The 20,470-nt window shown below is 57.5% G+C and carries 24 protein-coding genes and 1 pseudogene; 14 read left to right on the top strand and 11 right to left on the bottom strand.

The annotated features are described in order from the left end of the window. Positions 1-2 precede the first annotated feature (2 nt). The 10 genes and pseudogenes from RVM26_RS16575 to RVM26_RS16530 form a co-directional block, all read right to left on the bottom strand. Positions 3-737, bottom strand: a pseudogene (locus tag RVM26_RS16575) (Hpt domain-containing protein); the annotation flags it as partial. Positions 738-780: 43 nt separating this feature from the next. Then, positions 781-1,701: a flagellar motor protein MotB gene (motB, locus tag RVM26_RS16570; protein WP_498939744.1), complete on the bottom strand. Its 921-nt coding sequence runs from the start codon at positions 1,699-1,701 to the stop codon at positions 781-783. Beyond that, on the bottom strand, positions 1,698-2,567 hold the full coding sequence (motA, locus tag RVM26_RS16565; RefSeq protein WP_189462945.1) for a flagellar motor stator protein MotA: 870 nt from the start codon (positions 2,565-2,567) through the stop codon (positions 1,698-1,700). The genes motB and motA overlap by 4 nt, the downstream gene beginning before the upstream one ends. A 223-nt stretch (positions 2,568-2,790) precedes the next feature. Beyond that, positions 2,791-3,315, bottom strand: a complete 525-nt coding sequence (gene flhC, locus RVM26_RS16560; protein WP_096921677.1) for a flagellar transcriptional regulator FlhC — start codon at positions 3,313-3,315, stop codon at positions 2,791-2,793. Next, positions 3,312-3,644, bottom strand: a complete 333-nt coding sequence (gene flhD, locus RVM26_RS16555; protein ID WP_039180823.1) for a flagellar transcriptional regulator FlhD — start codon at positions 3,642-3,644, stop codon at positions 3,312-3,314. The genes flhC and flhD overlap by 4 nt, the downstream gene beginning before the upstream one ends. A gap of 106 nt (positions 3,645-3,750) precedes the next feature. Beyond that, positions 3,751-4,041: an EscU/YscU/HrcU family type III secretion system export apparatus switch protein gene (locus tag RVM26_RS16550; protein ID WP_144984092.1), complete on the bottom strand. Its 291-nt coding sequence runs from the start codon at positions 4,039-4,041 to the stop codon at positions 3,751-3,753. Continuing rightward, positions 4,028-5,275 carry a flagellar hook-length control protein FliK gene (gene fliK, locus RVM26_RS16545; protein WP_498939741.1) on the bottom strand — a complete coding sequence of 416 codons (1,248 nt, stop codon included), beginning with the start codon at positions 5,273-5,275 and terminating at the stop codon, positions 4,028-4,030. Before fliK ends, RVM26_RS16550 begins: the two co-directional genes overlap by 14 nt. Next, positions 5,272-5,679 carry a flagellar protein FliT gene (gene fliT, locus RVM26_RS16540; RefSeq protein ID WP_498939739.1) on the bottom strand — a complete coding sequence of 136 codons (408 nt, stop codon included), beginning with the start codon at positions 5,677-5,679 and terminating at the stop codon, positions 5,272-5,274. The genes fliK and fliT overlap by 4 nt, the downstream gene beginning before the upstream one ends. Before the next feature lie 6 nt (positions 5,680-5,685). Next, the gene (fliS, locus tag RVM26_RS16535; RefSeq protein WP_039180829.1) at positions 5,686-6,102 is read right to left on the bottom strand and encodes a flagellar export chaperone FliS; all 417 of its coding nucleotides are present in this window, start codon (positions 6,100-6,102) and stop codon (positions 5,686-5,688) included. Between the two features lie 179 nt (positions 6,103-6,281). Then, positions 6,282-7,973 carry an HD domain-containing phosphohydrolase gene (locus RVM26_RS16530; protein ID WP_287807851.1) on the bottom strand — a complete coding sequence of 564 codons (1,692 nt, stop codon included), beginning with the start codon at positions 7,971-7,973 and terminating at the stop codon, positions 6,282-6,284. 253 nt (positions 7,974-8,226) lie between these two features. Here RVM26_RS16530 and RVM26_RS16525 point away from each other — a divergent pair, with 253 nt between their 5' ends. Then, complete coding sequence (locus RVM26_RS16525) at positions 8,227-8,580, top strand: flagellar protein FlaG (protein ID WP_498939736.1); 354 nt, start codon at positions 8,227-8,229, stop codon at positions 8,578-8,580. 147 nt (positions 8,581-8,727) lie between these two features. Here RVM26_RS16525 and fliE read toward each other — a convergent pair whose 3' ends face one another. Continuing rightward, a complete protein-coding gene (gene fliE / locus RVM26_RS16520) occupies positions 8,728-9,054 on the bottom strand; it encodes a flagellar hook-basal body complex protein FliE (RefSeq protein ID WP_287807837.1) in 327 nt (108 codons plus the stop codon). Positions 9,055-9,310: 256 nt separating this feature from the next. Here fliE and fliF point away from each other — a divergent pair, with 256 nt between their 5' ends. From fliF to fliR, 13 genes are all read left to right on the top strand, one after another. Next, positions 9,311-11,062, top strand: coding sequence for a flagellar M-ring protein FliF (fliF, locus tag RVM26_RS16515; RefSeq protein ID WP_498939734.1), 1,752 nt, complete (start codon positions 9,311-9,313; stop codon positions 11,060-11,062). Continuing rightward, a complete protein-coding gene (fliG, locus tag RVM26_RS16510) occupies positions 11,055-12,059 on the top strand; it encodes a flagellar motor switch protein FliG (protein ID WP_498939732.1) in 1,005 nt (334 codons plus the stop codon). The genes fliF and fliG overlap by 8 nt, the downstream gene beginning before the upstream one ends. Further along, on the top strand, positions 12,052-12,807 hold the full coding sequence (locus tag RVM26_RS16505; RefSeq protein WP_498939730.1) for a flagellar assembly protein FliH: 756 nt from the start codon (positions 12,052-12,054) through the stop codon (positions 12,805-12,807). The genes fliG and RVM26_RS16505 overlap by 8 nt, the downstream gene beginning before the upstream one ends. A gap of 4 nt (positions 12,808-12,811) precedes the next feature. Then, positions 12,812-14,200, top strand: a complete 1,389-nt coding sequence (gene fliI / locus RVM26_RS16500; RefSeq protein ID WP_498939728.1) for a FliI/YscN family ATPase — start codon at positions 12,812-12,814, stop codon at positions 14,198-14,200. Continuing rightward, positions 14,201-14,653: a flagellar export protein FliJ gene (fliJ, locus tag RVM26_RS16495; protein WP_096921684.1), complete on the top strand. Its 453-nt coding sequence runs from the start codon at positions 14,201-14,203 to the stop codon at positions 14,651-14,653. It abuts the gene before it with no gap. A gap of 18 nt (positions 14,654-14,671) precedes the next feature. After that, positions 14,672-15,910, top strand: coding sequence for a flagellar hook-length control protein FliK (locus tag RVM26_RS16490; protein WP_498939726.1), 1,239 nt, complete (start codon positions 14,672-14,674; stop codon positions 15,908-15,910). 161 nt (positions 15,911-16,071) lie between these two features. After that, positions 16,072-16,545, top strand: coding sequence for a flagellar basal body-associated protein FliL (fliL, locus tag RVM26_RS16485; RefSeq protein ID WP_039180856.1), 474 nt, complete (start codon positions 16,072-16,074; stop codon positions 16,543-16,545). 21 nt (positions 16,546-16,566) lie between these two features. Further along, positions 16,567-17,622, top strand: a complete 1,056-nt coding sequence (gene fliM, locus RVM26_RS16480) for a flagellar motor switch protein FliM (protein ID WP_498939724.1) — start codon at positions 16,567-16,569, stop codon at positions 17,620-17,622. Continuing rightward, on the top strand, positions 17,619-18,137 hold the full coding sequence (fliN, locus tag RVM26_RS16475) for a flagellar motor switch protein FliN (RefSeq protein WP_287807819.1): 519 nt from the start codon (positions 17,619-17,621) through the stop codon (positions 18,135-18,137). Before fliM ends, fliN begins: the two co-directional genes overlap by 4 nt. Next, the gene (fliO, locus tag RVM26_RS16470; RefSeq protein ID WP_498939723.1) at positions 18,134-18,571 is read left to right on the top strand and encodes a FliO/MopB family protein; all 438 of its coding nucleotides are present in this window, start codon (positions 18,134-18,136) and stop codon (positions 18,569-18,571) included. Before fliN ends, fliO begins: the two co-directional genes overlap by 4 nt. A gap of 62 nt (positions 18,572-18,633) precedes the next feature. Next, positions 18,634-19,356 carry a flagellar type III secretion system pore protein FliP gene (gene fliP, locus RVM26_RS16465; protein ID WP_498941793.1) on the top strand — a complete coding sequence of 241 codons (723 nt, stop codon included), beginning with the start codon at positions 18,634-18,636 and terminating at the stop codon, positions 19,354-19,356. A gap of 27 nt (positions 19,357-19,383) precedes the next feature. Further along, on the top strand, positions 19,384-19,653 hold the full coding sequence (gene fliQ, locus RVM26_RS16460) for a flagellar biosynthesis protein FliQ (protein ID WP_287807814.1): 270 nt from the start codon (positions 19,384-19,386) through the stop codon (positions 19,651-19,653). Positions 19,654-19,656: 3 nt separating this feature from the next. Beyond that, the gene (gene fliR, locus RVM26_RS16455) at positions 19,657-20,448 is read left to right on the top strand and encodes a flagellar biosynthetic protein FliR (protein WP_498939720.1); all 792 of its coding nucleotides are present in this window, start codon (positions 19,657-19,659) and stop codon (positions 20,446-20,448) included. Positions 20,449-20,470: the final 22 nt, after the last annotated feature.

Raw genomic sequence — 20,470 nt, 5'->3', positions numbered from 1 at the left:
TACGGCGGTTCATCGGCAGCCGCAGGAGCACTGGCAGCCAATGCCGTGATGTCGATCTGATCCGACTCGATGATAAAGCACATCACGGCCTCGATGTCGTCGGCGCTGACGCCTCCCGACAGGATGACTTCGTAGCGCTTCTCATCACCCGACTGTGACTCGACATCGCCCAACTGCTCCAACTCTTCTACCAGCAGCAGACGATCTTTTTCGCTCACATTGAGCAGCGCCACCTTGAGTCGGTGCTCCCCTTCCTGACCGCTGTCTGGCTCACGGGTGGAAGACGCGCTGGCCGCTTTGACAGGCGCTTCTTCTACCTTGGGTGCGGCTGGCGCATCCAGAGACTTGCCAATCTCTTCCAAAGCGATCTGCTGGAGCGTCTCGCATATCCGCTCGTAGGCTTCCTGATTCGGCTCTTCCTCATTGCGGTAGGCATTGAGTTGCTCATGCATGATGTCTTTGGCCTCCAGGAAGGTATCGACGAGGTCAGCGCGCAGTGCTAGCTCTCCCTTGCGCGCATGATCCAGCAGGTTTTCGAAGATATGCGTGGTTTTTTGCAACACGCTGAAGCCAAAGGTCCCCGCCCCACCTTTGATGGAGTGGGCCGCGCGGAAAATAGCGTTCAGCTGCTCGCCATCCGGATTATCGACATCCAGTTCCAACAAGTGCTGCTCCATATCCGCCAGCAGCTCCTCGGCTTCTTCAAAGAAGGTGTCAAAAAAATCCGCTATGTCCATGCACCGCTCCACTTGAACGTCATCATTATGTGGCAAGCCAGGCTCATGGGCTGTCGCTGGCTTGCGGTATGTTTTGTTGCAAAAGCTCTTCTGGAACGCTCTCTACTGGCTGCGATGTGCTGGGGGCAAGAATGCCGGGATTACGTATGGCCTCGGCAATTTCTGGCAGCAGCACCACAAGCTCGATACGTCGATTGATGGGATCCGTCGGCGTAGTGTCCGCGAGCAGCACTCGGTCTGCAAAGCCCGATACGCGCAGCAGTTGACCTGGATCAAGCCCTCCCGCCACCAGCTCACGACGCGATGCATTGGCTCGATCGTTGGAGAGTTCCCAGTTGCTGTAACCGCGATATCCGCCTGCATATGGAACGCTGTCCGTATGACCGCTGATGCTCAGGTCATTCGGCAGGTCATTCAGCAACGGAGCCATGGTGCGCAGCAGGCTGCGCATGTAAGGCGCTACCTGATCGCTGCCCAGCGCGAACATGGGCCGCTGCTCGGTATCCAGCAACTGAATACGCAGGCCTTCACGCGTCAGGTCGAAGCGCATCTGGTTACGATACTCACGCAGATCGGGATCACGCTCGATTGCCCGCTCTATACGCGTTTGCAAATCTTCAAAGAAACGACGCTCTTGTGCACTGGGCCGCGTTTGCTGCAAGACGTCGATCCGCGCACGCTCACCATCACTATGGGTGGGATCCGGCCCACCGCCCGGTATAACACGAGTGCTCCCCGAACGATCACCACCGGTAATCGCCGTGACCAGCGGCGTGCTGAAATACTCGGCCACTCCCCTGCGGGTCTCTTCACTGGAAACGCTGAGAATCCACATGACGAGGAACAGCGCCATCAATGCCGTCATGAAATCTGCCAGCGCGATTTTCCATGCCCCCCCATGGTGGGCATGGACCACCTTTTTGCGCCGGATGACGATCGGGCGCTTATCCCCCCCCTTACTCATGCATTACCGCCCTTTTTGGCATCGCGTACGTACTCCTCCAGCTCAGAGAAGCTAGGGCGTTCAGTACTGTGCAGCGCCTTGCGCCCAAACTCGACCGCCAACTGCGGGGCATAGCCGTGCAAGCTGGCCAGCAGCGTCACGCGAATGCACTGAAGCATTTTTTCGGCTTCCTTGGCTTGGCGGTCGGCATAGCTGGCAATCGGGCTGATGAAGCCATAGCCCATCAAAATACCGAGGAAGGTACCCACCAACGCCATGGCGATCATCTGCCCCATCTGTTCTGCCGTAGCGTCCGCATAGGTCAAGGCTTTGATAACCCCCATGACCGCCGCCACGATACCGAAGGCGGGCATGGCATCCCCCACTTTGGCAATCGCGTCGATAGGAATGTGAGCCTCTTGCTCGAAAACTTCTATTTCGTGGAGCATCAGCTCGTCGATTTCCATGGGCTCCATACCGCCGCTGACCATCAAGCGCAGGTAATCCGTCAGGAAGTCCATGATATGAGAGTCGGCCAGAACGTCGGGATGCTCTTGAAATAGCGGGCTCTCCTTGGGATTGTCTATATCGCGCTCGATCCCGAGCATTCCCTCTCGGCGAACCTTGGAAAGAATCTTGTACTGCAAGGCCATGAGATCCATGTACAGCGCCTTGTTGTACTTCTTGGTTCGCTTGAGCCGGGGCAGGATCTTGAACGTGGCCTTGATCGCCTTGCCATTGTTGGCAGCCAGGAAAGCCCCAACGCCAGCGCCACCGATGATCAGCAGCTCCAGGGGCTGATAGAGCGGCCCCAGGCTACCACCAGCCATCACATAGCCGCCAAAGACGCAGAACAAGACGACGACATAACCTAGGAGAATCAGCACAAGCAGTTTCCTTGCGATATGAGTGGTTTATCAACAGCGCCGCACACAATGCCTTACCGACAGTCGCAAACGGCCCCATCTAGGGTGAAGCTTATATCTATCATACCCAGGTGACAGCACGGTTTAATGAGAAAGCATCAACGACTTTTGCCGCTATCTATGCGTTAAAGCGCAGTTTATTGCTTTTATGGTCTGCCGCCAGAGGTTTGACAATTTTATACGTTCAACGCGCGGACTTACGCGTCTTGCCTGCCCGAGAGGGGGGCTGACAGATACCGCAGACATAATCATGAATCGGACTATGGGCATGTGCCACGAAGTGGCCCTCACAGCGCGTACACGTGGTCAGCTGCAGCAGGTCGCTTTCAAAAAAGCGCACCAAGGTCCACGCTCTCGTCAGCCCCAGCACCGACTCTGCCCCCTCTAGCGAGACCTGCTCCTCGTACAGCCGATACGCTTTGACGAAAGCGTCGATACGCTCACACTCCGCCCCCTCGAGCAAGCCGAGATAAATGTTGTAAAACAGTGACGAATGCACGTTAGGCAGCCAAGTCACGAACCAGTCGGCCGAAAAAGGCAGCATGCCTTTAGGCGGAGACATTCCGCGCACTTCTTTATAGAGCTTGATCAGTCGGGTGCGACTCAACTCCGTTTCCGTCTCCAATACCTGCAGACGCGCACCCAGCTCAATCAGCTCAATAGCCAATTGCACCTGATGCATTTCATCCACAAGGCTCTTTTGACTCACTTCGACTCTCCTGACGACAGCGAGGAAAGAGGCTCACAGGCAGATAACAGCGACGCATGCAGCCCTGACAAGCCTTGATCTCGTGGATTGTCCAGAATCTGGCGCAGACGCTGACCACTGGAGTGACTGAAACGACAGACCAACTGGTTGCTACGCGCGAGCTTGGTGAGTTGCCAAGCATTCAGCGAGACCAGCAGATCTGCCAGCTCACCGTCAATTTTGAGACGAAACATGGCTGCCTCCCGATCTTCGCTCAACAGACGCTGAGCAAGCAGAAGGTAAGCGAGGTTTATCTCTTGTATTTCATCGAGAAAGCTTGTTTGACTCATAGTGTCCCATCGAACGACCCAGGCGCGCCGTTGTGACCGTTATACTGGCGCCATTGATGACTTTTCCTTTACCTAGCATCATGGTTGCATACAACGATTGCATTGGCTACTTGCGCCTTTCACGCTGATTCAGCTCACCGTCTGACAATTCAAATACCCATACCAATAGCTCCGCCACCACTTGATACAAGCTGGCGGGTATTTCAGCATCCAGCTCCAACTGCATGAGCAACGCGACGAGCTCGGGTGCATCATGGACATAGATGCCCTGGCGCTGGGCTTCGGCCATGATCCTGTCGGCCAGCTCACCGTACCCTTTTGCCACTACTCGCGGCGCCTGTTCACCCTCTTTATAGGCCAGCGCAACGGCCTGTCGCCGACGCTCACTGGACATCATCCACAGCCTCCTCGGATGGAATATAGCGGGCTTTTACCTGCACTTTAGCGAAATCGAGCGCACTCAAACGCTGCTCCAGGCGATCCAGCTCACTATCGAGCCGCTGGAAGGTATCAGGGTTATCAGCCGTCAGATCGATACTGAGCACCTGATGGTGCAGCCATAGCGCAATGCGGAAGGCGCCCAGTCCAGGCACATCGAGCTGCATTTCTGAACGCCACCCTGGCTGGGAATCTTCTGACTGCGCTTTTTCATCCTGAGGGTCACGACCTGGCAGATTGATCACCAGCGCCATGAAAATGCCGGCCCATACGTCCCCTTCCCAACGTAGCGTAGGCGTGACCAACATTTCCAACTGTTGACGCACTACGCCCTGCAGACTGTCATGCACCACTTCTCTCACACCCCGAGTCGCCATGTCCTGTTCTGCAACCACCGCTGCTGGCTGTACGACGGGAGCATCCCTACGCTCGGCCATGAAGGGAGCGAAGGGCTGATTGGGTGTCACGACAGCAGGCGCCGAGGGCGCTCCCGAGGACGAAGACGCAACGGGGAGAGGCAAAGGCCGCTCCAGCAAAGCATCGCCCCCTTTGACGGGTATCAGGGGAAGATTGGGCAAGATGGTCATGGCGCTGCCCTGAGACGACGCACCCGTGGGGATCCCGGTAGCAACCAGAGGCATCATGGCCGACATGGGCAGGGACGCAGGACGAGGCCCTGGCTGCATCTGTGGCTCACGCAGAAGCTGTTGACGAGGCATGTCGCCCTGAAACCAGCGCTTGAGGTGAGATTCGTAAAATAGCCCGCTATCACGAATACTGCCCTCCAGACGGCTCGCCACCTGTGTCGTCGACAGCGGCTCCTGAGGTGACAATAGCGGGGCAGCCGGCCTGATGACGGCGGGAGGCGCAGGAAACCGTAGCAGCACGTCGGCAATGGTGCGCGCCGCAGGACTGAAATGCGTTTGGGTCGAACTTGGCGTGGCGTTGGGCGTGGCATTCCCGGCAGGAGGCTGTCGAAGCCCTTCTGCCGTGCCAGACAAACGCCGCAGGTCGCCCAGCAGCGGATTGAGAGGCCGCCCATCGAGGCTGGCATCCCCCTGCAAGGCTCTTGGCCCCTCGCCCGGGGAAACTGGCTGGACTGGCGAGTTCAAGGCGCGAAGAGAAGAGGCCTCAGCCTGGCGACCCAGCACCTGATGTAACAGCGTATCAATGAGTGGCGTGATGCCACTCACGAGGCCCCCTCATCCTTGGCGATATCCGCAGCAAAGTCACTGCCACCTTGCTGGGGAGCATAAGCGCGATGCAAGTCTCGCTGACGCTGGGTCACGCTGATCAATTTACCCAGCTCGTCTCGCCTGGCTACGAGACGACGCCTAATTTCCACGTCATGCTCCAGGATATGCTCGAGCAGTTCGGACTTGCGACGCTTGCCATCGTCATCCAGCAAGACCAGGCTGTCCAGTTCGCGCAACTTTTCCACCAACACTACATAGTTGCTGCGTTGCTCTATCAGCTCGGCCCACTGCTCTTTGTCTGCAAGCTCATGCATGTGATTCACGCTCACCAGCAGCCTTGCATAGGCATCGATGAGCGCTTGCTGGGAGTTACCCTGGGCTGCTGTTTCGGAAGCTGTCATGTTGCCTCACGCACTTTGCCGTTGACCAATTTCACGCCATGCAGAGGCAATGTCCTCAAGCAGACGATCCGCCTGATTGAGGCTCTCTTCATCGTTACGCAGATTGGCAGCCAGCAGCAAACGGGCAATGTAGTCATAGAGCGATGCCAATTGCTCGGCAATTTCGCCCCCTTTCTCCTGATCCAGCGCCGCAGCCAAACCGTTATTGACAATATCCAGCGCCTTGGAGATGGATTTGCCCTTCTCCACGGTATTGCCCGCCTGCATATGAATACGCGCCGCACGGATCGCCGCCTGCGCGCCATCGAACAGCATGACGATCAGTTGATGAGGGTCTGCCGACATGACGCCACTTTCAACGCCAACGCGGGCGTAAGCGCTTGCCCCTCGACCGTAGGCCGCACCGCTGCGAGTGTAAGTCATTAGTGGGCTCTCCTTGTAAAGGTAAAGGCAGTAGCCAAAAGGTGGCTATACACTGCTGGATAATTGAGATTCGGCATAATTGCTCGCTATCTGATATATCGGCGCCGCAACAGCGGACTTTAATGAGCGCAGGTTTTATTTGCCGTGCGATCGCTACGAATGATCCAGATCAAAAGAACTCAAGTAGAAACCGCCACTTCTCTCATCGGCTTACCAAGCCGCTCCAACACATCTCCGCGCACGACGCTCAGCAGGCTCTCACGCACAGGCGGTTCGGCCTGCTGGGTCAACACCACTTCAAAAGGCGCCCCGTTGTCATCCAGGCGCACGATCCATCCCATCTGCTCACTGGCAAAGAACACGAGCGAGCCAATGGGCAACGTCCTGAAATGCTCGATATAGCGCTTGATCCATCGTGCATCGAACTGATGGGGATGGCTCAGCAAATGCCGATAGATCTGCTGGGCAGTGCGTGCTGGTCGATCCGGCCGATCCCGTCTCATGGCCTCCACCACGTCGACCACGGCGCTCGCCTTGGCCAGCTCGGTAATGTCCTCTCCCGTCAAGCCATCCGGGTAACCGCTACCATCGAGGCGCTCGTTGATTCCACCAATGACCGCCTCCGCCACCGTGGCCGACAACCACTGGCAAGTATTCAAGCGAGCCAGCAACAGCGACACATGCTCGCTCAACACGTGACGATGATTGGGCTCGAAATTGGGCGCTTTGAAAACCACCTGGGGGATCAGGGCTTTGCCGAGGTCATGGACCAGGCCACTGGCAACGATGGCCTTGCGCACGTCGCGGGGCATATTGCCACCCACCAGGTCGAGCAAGTGAATAGCCACAGCGATCCCATGCCGCACCAGCAAGGGCTCCATGGAGAGGCACCGAGATGCGAACAAGAGCGCCTCGCGATCCTCTTCATGAAGCTGCAGGATACGGTCGGCATTACGAGACAGCTGTCGCGAGTCGACATCGTGACCTTGCTGCAGCATCAGCAGCTGAGCGTCCAGATAGGCGGCCACCTTGACCAGACGCCTGGCGGTTGGGGTGGCATATCGGCGAATGTCCCGCCTGCCAACATGCTCGCTGTCAGGTGTGCGCTTGCCGGGCTGCTCGAACAGCGGCGAGGGCTGACGCTCATCCTGGGACTCTTTCTTGTAACGCGAGGCCTCACGCTCGATTTCACAGACGAAGTACCAGATCTGTCGCTCTTGCTCGGAGGTGCAGCCAGCAAAGCGGAACCCCACACGCAGCAGGTGGCGCTCTGCGTCTGTTTTTTGATGGCGAACAACGGCATGCACTTCGAACTGAGTACCATCCGGAAAGGCAAACACCAAACGCATGGGTTCCGAGGTCTCGGTCAGCACGCCACTCGCTGCCAACGGCAGCTCCAGCTGACACCCTTCCTGGGAGAGGTCTCGCAACTCACCCTGCGCCCCTTCTTCGCCATCGCCGTAAACGGTCGCCGACACCACCATGCCCATACGCAGCTCAGCACGGTATGACTCACGGCGCTGGAGGACGTCTACCGACTCCGGGTAGTCGCTGCAGCATAAATAGCGCCCACCAGAGCGACGCGTTTCCGTCAGGACGAGCAGAGGCGTGCGTATCACCTTGCCCTGAGATTGCCCACGCAGAAAGAAGCGTTCGCCCTGCTCCAGGCGATACAGCAGATAGTCGACGGAAGACAAGTCCATCACGAGCGTCTCACCCTCGTGCTGCTCCATCAACACAATGGGCTCGGGACGCGCCTCAGGGGCATCAAGGCAAAGCGACACCCCACCGCTTTCTATCATGGTATTCAGCAGAGAACTGATGGCGGATGGGTTCGAAATACGTTCATACTCATCTTGCTGGACTGCCATGCGTGCCTCGCTTTCACAGCCGTGGTGGTCAGGTGAACCCACCCTTGAAATAAGGGAACTGAGCATAACAGAAGCCCCAATGGCTCCGCATGCCGATTGCTGCGTATCAGACTTTTCTTTTTGTCTATACTGGAAAAGATAAAGTTTGTGAAAATCTCGCCGATAACATTGTTGGAGGCTAGCCAACACCTGCATCGGCCTCTAAGTTTACGTTACCCAGCCTTAGACGGCTTTTAAAAGAGGAACGTTGTTTATGGGCCCACTGCCAATCGACCCGATGGTCTCTATTACCAACACTCCCGCACCCCAGGAGCGCGCTCAACGCACCCCCCCTGAGGTTGCCTCGCCCTCTCAACCGGAGGAGCGCACGCCATCGGCGTTGAGCGCCACGCGAGATGCCCTTCTGGAACCGATACAACGCATCAATGAAACGATGAGACCACGCGGACTCGAGTTCGATATCAGCGAGGAGTCTTCGCGCATCATCACCCGCGTCATTGACAGCGAAACCGGCGATGTCATTCGCCAGATTCCTGCCGAAGAGGTCATTACGATGGCAGAGCGACTGGGAGAGCTACAGGGCAACCTGATTTCCTTGAACGTATGACGTCGCCAGCGCTCTTTTGCGCTGGCCGACCCGCAACATAGTAGATCTCGCTAGAACCGCTAGACAAAAACACTATTCAAAGCAGCGCCACTACTGATGGCGCTTTTCTAACGTCGCGACATCAAAGCATCACTCTCCGTACGCCGCCTACACCTGCATGTTCATGACGTCTCGGTAAGCAGTCACCAGCCGATTACGCACTTGCATACCCATCTGGAAGGCCACACTGGCTTTTTGCATATCCACCATGACATCGTTGAGCTCAATATTCGGCTCTCCCGCTTGAAAGGCCATCGCCTTGGCATTGGCCGATTGCTGTAAACGATTGATTCTCTGGATAGACGCCTGCAGCTCACTGCCAAATCCCGCCTGCCCTACGACGGTCGAGACCTGCTCGCCACGGACTGGCTGGGCAGCTTGCGCGGCCAGACTATGCATTTGCTGTAACGCAGACTGTATGGAGGGCGAACTCATACCAACTCCTCATATCGCAGAGGTTAAAGTGTTAGCAGGAGCCTACCACCGACACAGCCCCCCTCATACGAACAAATGCGCGTGAAAAGCCAAGCTTTTCGTTCATTTATGGTGGACGCACCTCATCATAATGGCGTTCATCACAATTCCGCCCTTATTGCTTGGCGGATCACCGCGATTGACGGAAATAGCCTATGCCTTCTTTGGTGATGCGCCTGGGCCGACACCCGTTTTGCCAACCCTGTTGGAGGGATGCATGAGCGAAACCGGTGCTACGGCAGGCCGTCAAAACAGCACGACAGCAAGCGCTTCGCAAAGCGGAGTGGCGGCGAACGAATCAGCCTCCCCCTCAACCTTCGAGCGCACCATGAAGCAACTGCGCGGCAATCCGCTCGTGGTTGTCCTGGTGGCTGCAGCGGCCTCCATTGCGGTGGTGGCAGCACTTTTCATGTGGGCCAGCAGCCCAGAATACCGCGTGCTTTACAGCAACCTGAACGAGGCAGACGGTGGACGGATCATTGCCGAGCTGGACAGCCGTGGCGTTCCCTATCAGTTCAGCCAGGGGGGCCAAGCCTTGCTTGTCCCCAGCGCACAGGTCCACCCTCTCAGGCTCCAGCTGGCCGAGCAAGGGCTTCCCAGAGGCGGCAATCTAGGGCTTGAGCTGATGGACAATCAGGCCTTCGGCATTAGCCAGTTTGCGGAGCAGGTCAACTTTCAGCGCGGCCTGGAAGGCGAACTGGCACGCTCGATTGAATCCTTGGGCCCCGTCGAGCGTGTCCGTGTTCATATTTCGATGGCCAAGCCATCCGTTTTCGTTCGTGACCGTGAACCCGCCAAGGCCTCCGTCGTATTGACGCTGCTGCCTGGACGGGTCCTGGGCGAAGGCCAAGTCAGCGCCATCGTCCATATGGTGTCCAGTAGCGTTCCGGAGCTTTCCACCGAGAACGTGACCGTGGTGGATCAAAACGGTCGTCTGTTGACCGCCAACTCCCAACAAGGCAATGATCTGGACGGCACCCAACTTGCCTACATCACCGAAGTCGAGCGGTCATACCAGCAGCGTATCGAGAACATCCTGCTACCTATCGTGGGACGCGACAACGTTCGCGCCCAGGTCGCCGCGCAAATCGATTTTTCTCGTCGCGAAGAGACGTCGGAGCGCTATCGCCCCAACCAGACGCCCAACGAATCTGCCGTTCGTAGCCGCCAGCTGAGCCTGTCCTACGATGGCGACGACCCCTTGGCATCAGGCATTCCCGGCGCGCTGAGCAATACGCCACCAGGCGTCGCGCCCTCTCCGATCAACCAGCCCGATGACAACGCCGAGGATACGACAACTGAACCTGGCGCCTTACGCAACTTGCGCCAAGAAGACGTCGTCAATTACGAAGTCGATCGCAGCATCGAGCACATTCAGCATCGCCTGGGGCAGATCGAGCGCCTGACAGCGGCCGTGGTCGTGAACTTCCGTACGGTCATCAATGAAGAGGGAGAAGCCGAACAAGTCGCCCTCAGCGAAGAAGAAGTGGCACAGCTAGAGCGCCTCGTGCAGCAAGCCATGGGCTTCTCTGACCTGCGCGGCGATCAGGTGGAAATTGTCAACACGCCGTTTGCCAGCGATGACGATGGCCGCCTGGAGCCAGTCTGGTGGCAGCAACCTGACACGCTTGCCATGGCGGCAAACCTTGGCCGCTACCTCTTGGTAGCATTGGTTGCCCTTCTGCTCTACTGGCTGATTTTGCGCCCGTTGATCAAGCGCTACACGCAACCGCCCGTGGTGGCAGCTGCCATGCCTGGAGGCATCTTGAACACCAGCATCGGCAGTGAAGATGACGATGAAGAGAGCGTGGGAGACACCGATGAGGATGATACCTACAGCGGCAAACCCAAGCGTCGTCGCAAGACATCACTGTATGAACACAATCTCAATGATCTGCGCGAAATGGCCCAGGAAGACCCACGCATGGTGGCCATGATTATCCGCAGCTGGATGAATGCCAATGACTAGCATCACGGAGATGAGCGGAGCACGTAAAAGCGCCATTCTATTGCTGGCCCTGGACGAAGACAGCGCCGCCGAGGTATTCAAGTTTCTCAGCGCCGGCGAGGTGCAGGAGATCAGCACCGAGATGGCACGACTGCATCAAGTGTCGCATGAAGATATGAAGGCCGTGCTGGAGGCGTTCCATCGGGAAACCGAAGAGTTTGTCGCGCTGAACCTGAACTCCAGCGAGCATATCCGCTCCGTCTTGACCAAGGCACTGGGCAGTGAACGCGCCACCAGTCTGATCGAGGATATTCTTGAGTCGACTGGGGCAAACTCTGGTATCGATTCGCTCAACCTCATGGAAGCCTCCATGGTGTCCGAGCTGATTCGTGACGAGCACCCGCAGATCATCGCGACGATTCTGGTGCACCTGGATCGCCATCAGGCGGCCGACATCCTCGAGCTGTTCGAAGAGAAACTGCGCAATGATGTGGTACTGCGGATCGCGACGTTCAGCGGTGTGCAGCCTGCCGCGCTGCAAGAGCTGACCGAAGTGCTCACCAGCATGTTGGACGGCCAGAATCTCAAGCGCAGCAAGATGGGTGGCGTGAGGACCGCTGCCGAGATACTCAACCTGATGAACTCGGCCCAGGAAGAAGTCGCGATCGAGACAGTGCGTTCTCACAGCGAGGACCTGGCTCAGAAGATCATCGACGAAATGTTCCTGTTCGAAAATCTGCTCGACCTGGACAATCGTGCGATTCAGATGGTGCTTCAGGAAGTGGAAACCAACTCGCTGGTGGTGGCACTCAAAGGCGCCCAGGACGCACTGGTGGACAAGTTCCTGCGCAACATGTCGCAGCGTGCTGCCGATCTGGTGCGCGAAGACATGGAGGCCCGTGGTCCCATCCGTGTTTCCCAGGTGGAAACCGAGCAAAAAGCCATCCTGCAGATCGTGCGACGCTTGGCAGACTCAGGTGAAATTGTGCTAGCGGGTGGAGATGATGAGTATGTCTGATACTCATTCGCCTGAATTCGACCGTCACGGCCAGTGGCGACGCTGGCAGATGGAGGAGTTACTCACTTCACCAGCCGCTGATGCCGATAGCCTGCAAGGGCCGAGCGCTCACCAGCGCAAAGTCGAGGCTGCTCAGCGAGCCGCGGCGGAAGCACGCGCACGAGAAGAACACGAGCGTCAAAAAATTTATGACCAGATTCGCGAAGCGGCCGAAGAAGAGGGGTATCAGGCTGGCCTGGCACGTGGTCATGAAGAGGGCCTGGCCAAAGGACTGGAGGAAGGCCGCGCGCAGGCGGAAAAGGAGCTGGATGTACAGCTTCAGAAAACGCTGGCGCCACTGGCATCCTTGGCCAAGCAGTTTTCCGAGGCGCTTGAACGGCTGGACGACACCATCGCTCACGACCTTGCCGACCTGGCGCTGGCGACCGGCAAGCAGCTGGCCGCCGATGCTCTCGATGAACACCCAGAGCACATTCTTCAGGTCGTGCGCGAGCTTCTGCATACCGAGCCCCCTTTGGTGGGCAAGCAACGTCTGTGGCTGAATCCCACGGATCACACTCTCGTTGAAACGCACCTGGGTAGCGAACTTGAAGCTGCCCAGTGGGTGCTGCAGCCTGACGATCAGCTCGCCCGTGGCGGCTGCCGTGTCACCAGTGCGCAAGGGGAGCTGGACGCCACCTTTGAAAGTCGCTGGCAAAGCGCTCAAGCGCAGCTACGCAAGCGCCACAGCGCGCCACCGTCAGGTTGATACGATGAACACGCTCTCCTGCCCGCATCAGCACCGCTGGCGCAAAGCCCTTCAACGCACCACTCAGCGCGTCAGCCGCTTGCCTCGCTACCGCACCAGCGGCAGAGTCGTCAGGGCCACGGGCATGGTCATCGAAGTCGTTGGGCTACGTGTCGCCGTGGGCAGCGCCTGTCATATCGAATTGCCAGGTGTCGATGGACGCTTGAACGACAGCGATAAATTTGCCGAAGCAGAAGTCGTCGGGTTTTCAGGCGACAAGCTCTTTCTGATGCCGCTTGAAGAAGTTTCCGGCTTGATGCCTGGCGCGCGCGTCACCCCACTGGTCGATGGCAACGGCCATAGCGCACGACGCTTTCCGATGGGAGAACAGTTGCTTGGGCGGGTGCTCGATGGCAATGGCAATCCCCTCGATGACCGAGAGAATATCGAAGAAGCTCCGCGCACGACGCTCAGCTCCAGGCCTTTGAACCCACTTTCAAGAGCCCCCATTGAAGCACAAATCGACGTAGGCATTCGCGCCATCAACGCGCTGTTGAGTGTCGGCAGGGGGCAGCGCATGGGGCTATTTGCGGGCTCGGGGGTGGGCAAATCCGTCTTGCTGGGCATGATGGCACGCTATACCGAGGCCGACGTGATCGTGGTCGGCCTGATTGGCGAGCGTGGCCGCGAAGTACAGGACTTCATTGACAACATATTGGGCCCCGAGGGCCGTCGGCGTGCGGTCGTCGTCGCTGCGCCTGCGGATACCTCCCCGCTGCAACGCCTGCAAGGCGCTGCCTACGCCACCCGCATCGCCGAAAGCTTCCGCGATGCGGGCCGCAATGTGCTGTTGATCATGGATTCGCTCACCCGCTACGCCATGGCCCAACGCGAAATCGCGCTGGCCATTGGTGAACCTCCTGCCACCAAGGGGTATCCGCCGTCCGTCTTTGCCAAGCTCCCGGGACTGGTTGAGCGCGCAGGCAATGCAGAGCGCGGAGGCGGCTCCATTACTGCTTTCTATACCGTACTGACGGAAGGCGACGACCAGCAGGATCCCATTGCCGATTCTGCCCGCGCCATTCTGGATGGCCATATCGTTTTATCGCGCACCTTGGCTGAAGCAGGCCATTATCCCGCGATCGATATCGAAGCATCCATCAGCCGCGCCATGACAGCGATCGTTACGCCCGAGCAACAGCAGGAAGCGCGCACCTTCAAGCAAATTTTCTCACGCTATCAACGCAATCGCGACTTGATCAGCGTAGGCGCCTACAGCCCAGGGCATGACCCCAAGCTGGACGAAGCGGTCAACCGCTTCCCAAGCCTGGAACGTTTTTTACAACAGAACATAGATGAGTGCGCAACGCTTTCAGAGTCGCGTCAAGCGCTGCACGCGGTGGTGGGAGGCTAAATGAGTAACCATCAGATCGACATGCTGACCGGCCTGGCTCGCGATGCCCGCGATCAGGCAGGCAAGCTGCTGGCCCAAGAGCGCCAGACGGAACAGCAAACGGAGGCGCAGCTGGCGTCACTGAGCCGTTATCGTGTGGAGTATGCCGAGCGTCTGCAACAGGCGATGAGGGAGGGCATCGACCCGGCCACCATGTACAATTACCAACAGTTTCTAGCCTCTCTTGACGCGGCACTGAGCCGAGCACGTCAAGCCCTGGCAGCACAACAGAAACGGGTACAGCAAAGTCAGCAACACTGGCAGCAGGAGCAGCGTCGGCTCTCTTCTTACGATACACTGGCTTCACGCCGCTTGCTGGAAGAGCATCGCCGTCAGGCCAGGCACGAACAAAAAGCCAACGATGAGTTGGTCACCAATCGAATGGCTCGCCAGAGCCCTGATAAGCTACTGTAACGTGGCTCCGGGATTTATATGAATATCGAAATGTTACTTTCCGTGAATCAGGGCCATGCCAGCACGGCAACCAGTGCAGCGAAGCCCTCGGGTGACACGTTCGCCAATGGTTTTTTCCGACAGGCGCTACAGCATGCAGCCAATGGGCAGCATCGCTCGGTCAATGAGGGCTATTCGACAGCACATTCCACGACCTCTGCTGACGACCTGTCTCTTGAGTCCTTTGCCAGTGCCTTGGAGGCACTGGGCATTCGGCTGGATACAGAAACCCTCCACGAACTGATGAGTTACCTCGGCAGTGAGCAGGCATCGGTTTCATTGTCCGAGGCGGATCTCCCCGCACCGGAGCTGCTACCTGCCACCTCCCAGGACGAGCTGCAAGAGATTGCCCAACGCCTGGCCCTGATGAGTTCGTATCAGCAAGATACTTCTACGACACCGATGTCTTCTGCCGCCGAGGCGGCCATACGCTCGGTTGCCAGTCAACTGTCGCTAGAAGAGCATGAAGTCATGCCGCTGCTCCAGTCATTGAGCGTCATGGCTACCCCGTCCATGGCACCGAACGTTGCCGCCGCCGACGATTCCAGAGCCTTGGCAGCGCCCTCCAGTGTCCCGACGTTGACCTGGCAAGCTGCCACGCCTCCCAGTCCCTTGGGCGATACTGCCAACGGCCTGTTGCGCGCCACCCCTGATACGGCCACCAGCTTCATGCAGACGCTGGCCGTACCAGAGAGCGCCCTGAAGTCGGCGCCCGCAGAGACCTCTTTCATACTGCCCAATAGCGCAACGTCATCTGGCCCCATGCCGTCTTCTCCCCCCATCCAGGCCAGCCTGGGCACGCCAGTCTCCAGCCCCGCCTGGCCGTCCCAGTTGGGTCAACAGTTGGTCCATATCACCCAGCTTGGGGGTGAACAGCAGGTGAAGATGAACCTTCATCCAGCCGAGCTCGGTCCGCTCTCCATCTCATTGAAGATGACGGAACATGGCGCGCAGGCACATTTCCTATCGGCTCATGCGCAAGTCCGGCAAGTCATCGAACATGCTATCCCGCAGCTACGTGACATATTGGCAGAGCAGGGAATCATGCTGACCGACACCTCCGTTGGCGAGCAAAGCACTCAGCAACAAGCGTTTGCGCAGCAGAACTCGGACGCAGGCACACAGCACGGCAACGGAGCTCAAGAGGCTGATATCGAGATCGATACCGAGCGCACCGTGACCACCACTCTGGATGGCCGCGTTGACCTCTATGCCTGACCAGCGCACTAGATGAATAGTACGCAAGACGGGCCGACGAAAGTGTCAGCCCGCTAAACCAAGAGATAGGCTATTCCAATACGCCTGTTCGTTTCTTCATCATCACACTCGTTAGGCATAATGCCGGATAAGTGTCATGCATGAATACCATGGGAATCACAATGGCTGAATCAAGCGGCGGATCTAAAAAACTGCTTCTGGTAATGATCATACTGGTACTGCTCTCCTCCGCGGGAGCAGCGGCGGCGATCTATCTCGTCCTTGACCAGCGAGGCGGAGCTGAGGGTGAAACCCAACAGCAAACGCTAGCCCCGACGCCCCCCGTCTTCACACGTATCGAACCTTTCACGGTCAACCTGGCCGATGATCGCTTCGGCTCGCGCCTGCTCTATACCGGCATCACACTGCGGGTAGGCAACGAACAGAGCAAAGCCATCATCGAAGAGCACATGCCGCAAGTACGCAGCCGGCTGCTGATCCTGCTGTCTGGCAAGCAAGCGAGTGAGCTGACCTCTACTGAAGGCAAAGAAGCGCTTGCTCAGGACATCATCAGCCGTTTGTCTGTGCCCTTGACCGAGAACCAGCCCCCCCTGGATCTCAGGGAAGTGCTGTTCACCGAATTCATCGTTCAATAATCCCGGGTACTGGAGCCGTTCATGTCGCAGGACGATCTACTGTCCCAGGAAGAAATCGATGCCCTGTTGAAAGGCGTCAGCGGTGATGACGAGCCAGCGGCTACGTCATCTCACGCACAGGATGAAACGCGTATACGCCCCTATGACCCGTCGACCCAGCACCGGGTCATCAGGGAGCGTTTGCACGCACTGGACTTCATCAACGAACGCTTTGCTCGCTATTTCCGCAATGGGCTCTTCAACCTGATCCGCCGCAGTTCGGATATCACGGTCGAATCGGTGCGCTATCAAAGCTTCAGCGACTTCTCGCGTAACGTTCCGGTACCTACCAACCTGAACATCGTGTCGATGAAGCCACTGCGAGGTTCTGCGCTGGTGGTTTTCCCTCCCAACCTGGTCTTCATGGTGGTGGACAACCTGTTTGGCGGCGACGGGCGTTTCGTCACGAAGTCGGATGGCCGTGAATTTACCAATACCGAGCAGCGCATCATTCAGCGGTTGTTGAATCTGGCCATAGATGCTTATCAAGAAGCGTGGAAGGTCGTCTACCCGCTGGATGTGCATTTTCTGCGCTCGGAAGTACAGTCCAAGTTTGCCAATATTACCAATTCGCCTAACGAGATCGTCGTCAATACCAAGTTCAATATCGAAGTAGGCAATTTGTCGAGCAGTTTCCAGATTTGCATGCCCTACGCCATGATCGAGCCGCTCAGGGACCTGCTGGTCAACCCGATCAATGACAGTAACCACGACAGCGATAGCACCTGGTCACGGCGCATGGCCAGCGAACTGCGCCAATCTGAAGTCGAACTCATTGCAGAGTTCGCTCAGATCCCCAGCCGTATTGCTCACGTGATGGGTTTGAAAAAAGGCGATGTACTGCCTTTGGACATCCCCTCTACGATTACAGCACGGGTCGATGGCGTACCTGTGATGGAGTGTGAATACGGCAGCCAGCGACAGCAGCGCGCTTTGCGCGTGCTGCGCATGATCGACCATGCGGCCATGAATAACGTATCGTCCAAGGACTTTATCAAAGGTTCAACGCGACAGAAAGCCAAGGAACCCAAAGCATGACTGACCCTAATAAACCCGATCAAAAAGTCTCTGATGACGATTGGGCGGAAGCCATGTCTGCACAAGATGAGTCATCGTCCAGCGCCGATGCCGCCAGTGACGATGACGACCCCTGGGCTGCCGCGATGGCGGAACAAGAAGCTGCCGAGCAACCGGAGGCCACGGAAGAGCCTGCCCCCGAAGCCCCCCAGGCAAAACCTGCCAGTGACGATGTCTTCCGCCCTCTGAGCGGTGAACCCAGCAGTGGCGGGACCCGTGATCTGGAAATGATCATGGACATCCCCGTCAAACTCACCGTCGAGCTAGGCCGTACCAAGCTGACGATCAAACAATTGCTGGAGCTCGCCCAAGGCTCGGTCATCGAGCTGGAAGGTTTGGCAGGTGAGCCGATGGATATTTTGATCAACGGGTATCTGATTGCGCAGGGCGAAGTGGTCGTCATCGAGGATAAGTACGGCATCCGTATTACCGAAATCATTACGCCGTCAGAGCGTATTCATAAACTAAATCGATGAGTGTCGCGACGACTTCGACTTCCGTGGATGCGTTAAGCGGCGGTGATGCCCTGATCGGCATGGCGGTCCTTGGAAAAACCGCTGCAGCGCTGGCACTGGTGGTGGCAATCATTCTGGTGTGCACTGCGCTGCTCAAACGCTGGCAGCAGCACCGTTATGATCATGGTGCCCATCTGCGCGTGGTGGGTAGCACCGCCATTGGGAGCCGAGAACGGGTGGTGGTCGTCGAGATAGAGGATACCTGGCTCGTGCTCGCCGTCAGCGGTGGAAAAGTATCCATGCTCCACGAGCGGCCTGCTCCTGAAGACCGCGCGGCCCCCATAGCCGAGAGTTCGCCCTCTCCTTTTTCACAACGCTTCAGCAGCGCCTTGGCCAACCATCGTCTCAAGCGCTCCGGCGCTCAGCACTCCACCGACTCTCAGCCCAAGCCATGACCCATGCTCTGCCTTTGTTTCGCTCCATAGCACCACGCGGGTGGCTGTTCAGCCTGCTTTTGATGGGCTGCCTGCTGTCTTTGCTCTCCCCTGGCGTGGAGGCACAGCAGTTGCCAGGCCTGGTTTCCCAGCCGACAGATGATGGAGGCCAACAGTGGTCTCTGTCGCTGCAAACGCTGCTCTTCCTGAGTTCGCTGGCATTTCTACCGGCCATGCTATTGATGATGACCAGCTTCACGCGCATCATCATCGTGCTGAGCCTGTTGAGAACGGCCATGGGCACCCAGGCCACGCCTCCGAATCAGGTATTGCTGGGCATTGCCCTGTTCCTGACTTTTTTTGTCATGTCACCGGTCATCAGCCAGGTATACGACACGGCCTGGGTGCCCTTGACACAGGAAGCCATCAATTTCGAAGAGTTCTTGCTTCAGGCCCAAATTCCGTTCAGAGAATTCATGCTGGCACAAACGCGGGAACCTGACCTGGCTCTGTTCGTACGCTTGGCTGACATAGGCCCCTTGCAAGGCCCCGAAGAGCTTCCCATGCGCGTCTTGCTACCCGCCTTCGTGACCAGCGAACTGAAAACCGCATTTCAGATCGGTTTTACGATCTTCATTCCCTTCTTGATCATTGATCTGGTGGTTGCCAGTATGCTCATGTCGCTGGGGATGATGATGGTTCCCCCAGTCACGATTTCACTACCCTTCAAGCTCATGCTGTTCGTGCTGGTGGATGGTTGGCAACTGATCATCGGTTCACTGGCAGAAAGCTTCTACATGATTTAGCACCGCGGGACGGTAAGGAGAACGAGCATGACGCCAGAGATGGTGATGAGCCTTGCCTACCAAGGAATGCGGGTAATGTTATTCCTGGCGGGCCCAATGTTGCTGGCAGCGCTCCTCGTCGGCCTGCTGATCAGTCTTTTTCAGGCTGCCACGCAGATCAACGAGATGACGCTGACCTTCATTCCTAAAATTCTTGCCGTGTTCACCGTACTGGTCGTGGCAGGCCCCTGGCTCATTGGCTTGATTACCGATTTTACACATCGCCTGTTCAGTAATATTCCCGCGATGGTGATGTAGGCCGTGGTCGAGGTCACCTTTGCTCAGCTACAAGGCTGGCTGGTCGCGTTTTTCTGGCCCTTCGTGCGCATTACGGCCTTCATGACCGCCTCCCCACTGTGGGGCCACTCCAGCGTGCCTAACCAGGTCAAGGTGGCACTCGCTGCCGTCATTGCCATCGTGATAGCCCCTTTACTCCCCCCGATGCCGGATGTAGCGCTCATGTCATGGGCAGGCGTCGGCATCATCATCGAGCAGATGTTGATAGGGCTGGCCATTGGCTTGGTCATGCATATCATATTTGCCGTGGTGCAGGCGGCGGGCGAGTTCATCGGTTTGCAGATGGGGTTGGCCTTTGCCAGTTTCTTTGACCCCTCCAGCGGCACCAACATCATGGTGTTGTCGCGTATTCTCTATATGGTGACACTGTTGATGTTTTTGGCCTTCAATGGCCACCTGATGGTGCTGGAAGCGCTGATCATGAGCTTTGTCACGCTGCCCATCGGTATCGGGACACTAAACCCTGGCGCTTTTGAGCTGCTTGCCCGCTATGCAGGCACCATCTTTGCTTCCGGCATGCTGCTAGCCTTGCCACTAGCAGGCCCCCTGCTCATTATTAGCTTGTCGTTGGGCATCCTGAACCGTTCGGCACCACAGCTGACGGTGTTCAATATCGGCTTCCCCACGTCCATCCTGGTGGGCCTGACGCTGCTGATGGTCTTGATGACCGATCTTGGCAGCTTTCTTCAACAGCTGTTCAGCCAAGGTATCATGTTTACTCAAGGGCTGATCGAAGCCATGGCCCCCATAAACTAACGCCCAGCCACTAGAGGAGTGG

Origin of the sequence: Halomonas sp. KM072 (genome assembly GCF_050710315.1) — a bacterium.
Lineage (GTDB): Bacteria > Pseudomonadota > Gammaproteobacteria > Pseudomonadales > Halomonadaceae > Vreelandella > Vreelandella hamiltonii.
Note: the sequence above shows the minus strand (reverse complement) of the source record. Positions and strands in the feature narration are given on the sequence as shown.

Coding starts and splice junctions, on each gene's coding strand:
- motB (WP_498939744.1), bottom strand. CDS start 1,701: ATGAGTAAGGGGGGGGATAAGCGCCCGATCGTCATCCGGCGCAAAAAG.
- flhD (WP_039180823.1), bottom strand. CDS start 3,644: ATGAGTCAAACAAGCTTTCTCGATGAAATACAAGAGATAAACCTCGCT.
- RVM26_RS16550 (WP_144984092.1), bottom strand. CDS start 4,041: ATGATGTCCAGTGAGCGTCGGCGACAGGCCGTTGCGCTGGCCTATAAA.
- fliT (WP_498939739.1), bottom strand. CDS start 5,679: ATGACAGCTTCCGAAACAGCAGCCCAGGGTAACTCCCAGCAAGCGCTC.
- fliS (WP_039180829.1), bottom strand. CDS start 6,102: ATGACTTACACTCGCAGCGGTGCGGCCTACGGTCGAGGGGCAAGCGCT.
- RVM26_RS16530 (WP_287807851.1), bottom strand. CDS start 7,973: ATGGCAGTCCAGCAAGATGAGTATGAACGTATTTCGAACCCATCCGCC.
- RVM26_RS16525 (WP_498939736.1), top strand. CDS start 8,227: ATGGGCCCACTGCCAATCGACCCGATGGTCTCTATTACCAACACTCCC.
- fliE (WP_287807837.1), bottom strand. CDS start 9,054: ATGAGTTCGCCCTCCATACAGTCTGCGTTACAGCAAATGCATAGTCTG.
- fliF (WP_498939734.1), top strand. CDS start 9,311: ATGAGCGAAACCGGTGCTACGGCAGGCCGTCAAAACAGCACGACAGCA.
- fliG (WP_498939732.1), top strand. CDS start 11,055: ATGACTAGCATCACGGAGATGAGCGGAGCACGTAAAAGCGCCATTCTA.
- RVM26_RS16505 (WP_498939730.1), top strand. CDS start 12,052: ATGTCTGATACTCATTCGCCTGAATTCGACCGTCACGGCCAGTGGCGA.
- fliI (WP_498939728.1), top strand. CDS start 12,812: ATGAACACGCTCTCCTGCCCGCATCAGCACCGCTGGCGCAAAGCCCTT.
- fliJ (WP_096921684.1), top strand. CDS start 14,201: ATGAGTAACCATCAGATCGACATGCTGACCGGCCTGGCTCGCGATGCC.
- RVM26_RS16490 (WP_498939726.1), top strand. CDS start 14,672: ATGAATATCGAAATGTTACTTTCCGTGAATCAGGGCCATGCCAGCACG.
- fliL (WP_039180856.1), top strand. CDS start 16,072: ATGGCTGAATCAAGCGGCGGATCTAAAAAACTGCTTCTGGTAATGATC.
- fliM (WP_498939724.1), top strand. CDS start 16,567: ATGTCGCAGGACGATCTACTGTCCCAGGAAGAAATCGATGCCCTGTTG.
- fliN (WP_287807819.1), top strand. CDS start 17,619: ATGACTGACCCTAATAAACCCGATCAAAAAGTCTCTGATGACGATTGG.
- fliO (WP_498939723.1), top strand. CDS start 18,134: ATGAGTGTCGCGACGACTTCGACTTCCGTGGATGCGTTAAGCGGCGGT.
- fliP (WP_498941793.1), top strand. CDS start 18,634: ATGGGCTGCCTGCTGTCTTTGCTCTCCCCTGGCGTGGAGGCACAGCAG.
- fliQ (WP_287807814.1), top strand. CDS start 19,384: ATGACGCCAGAGATGGTGATGAGCCTTGCCTACCAAGGAATGCGGGTA.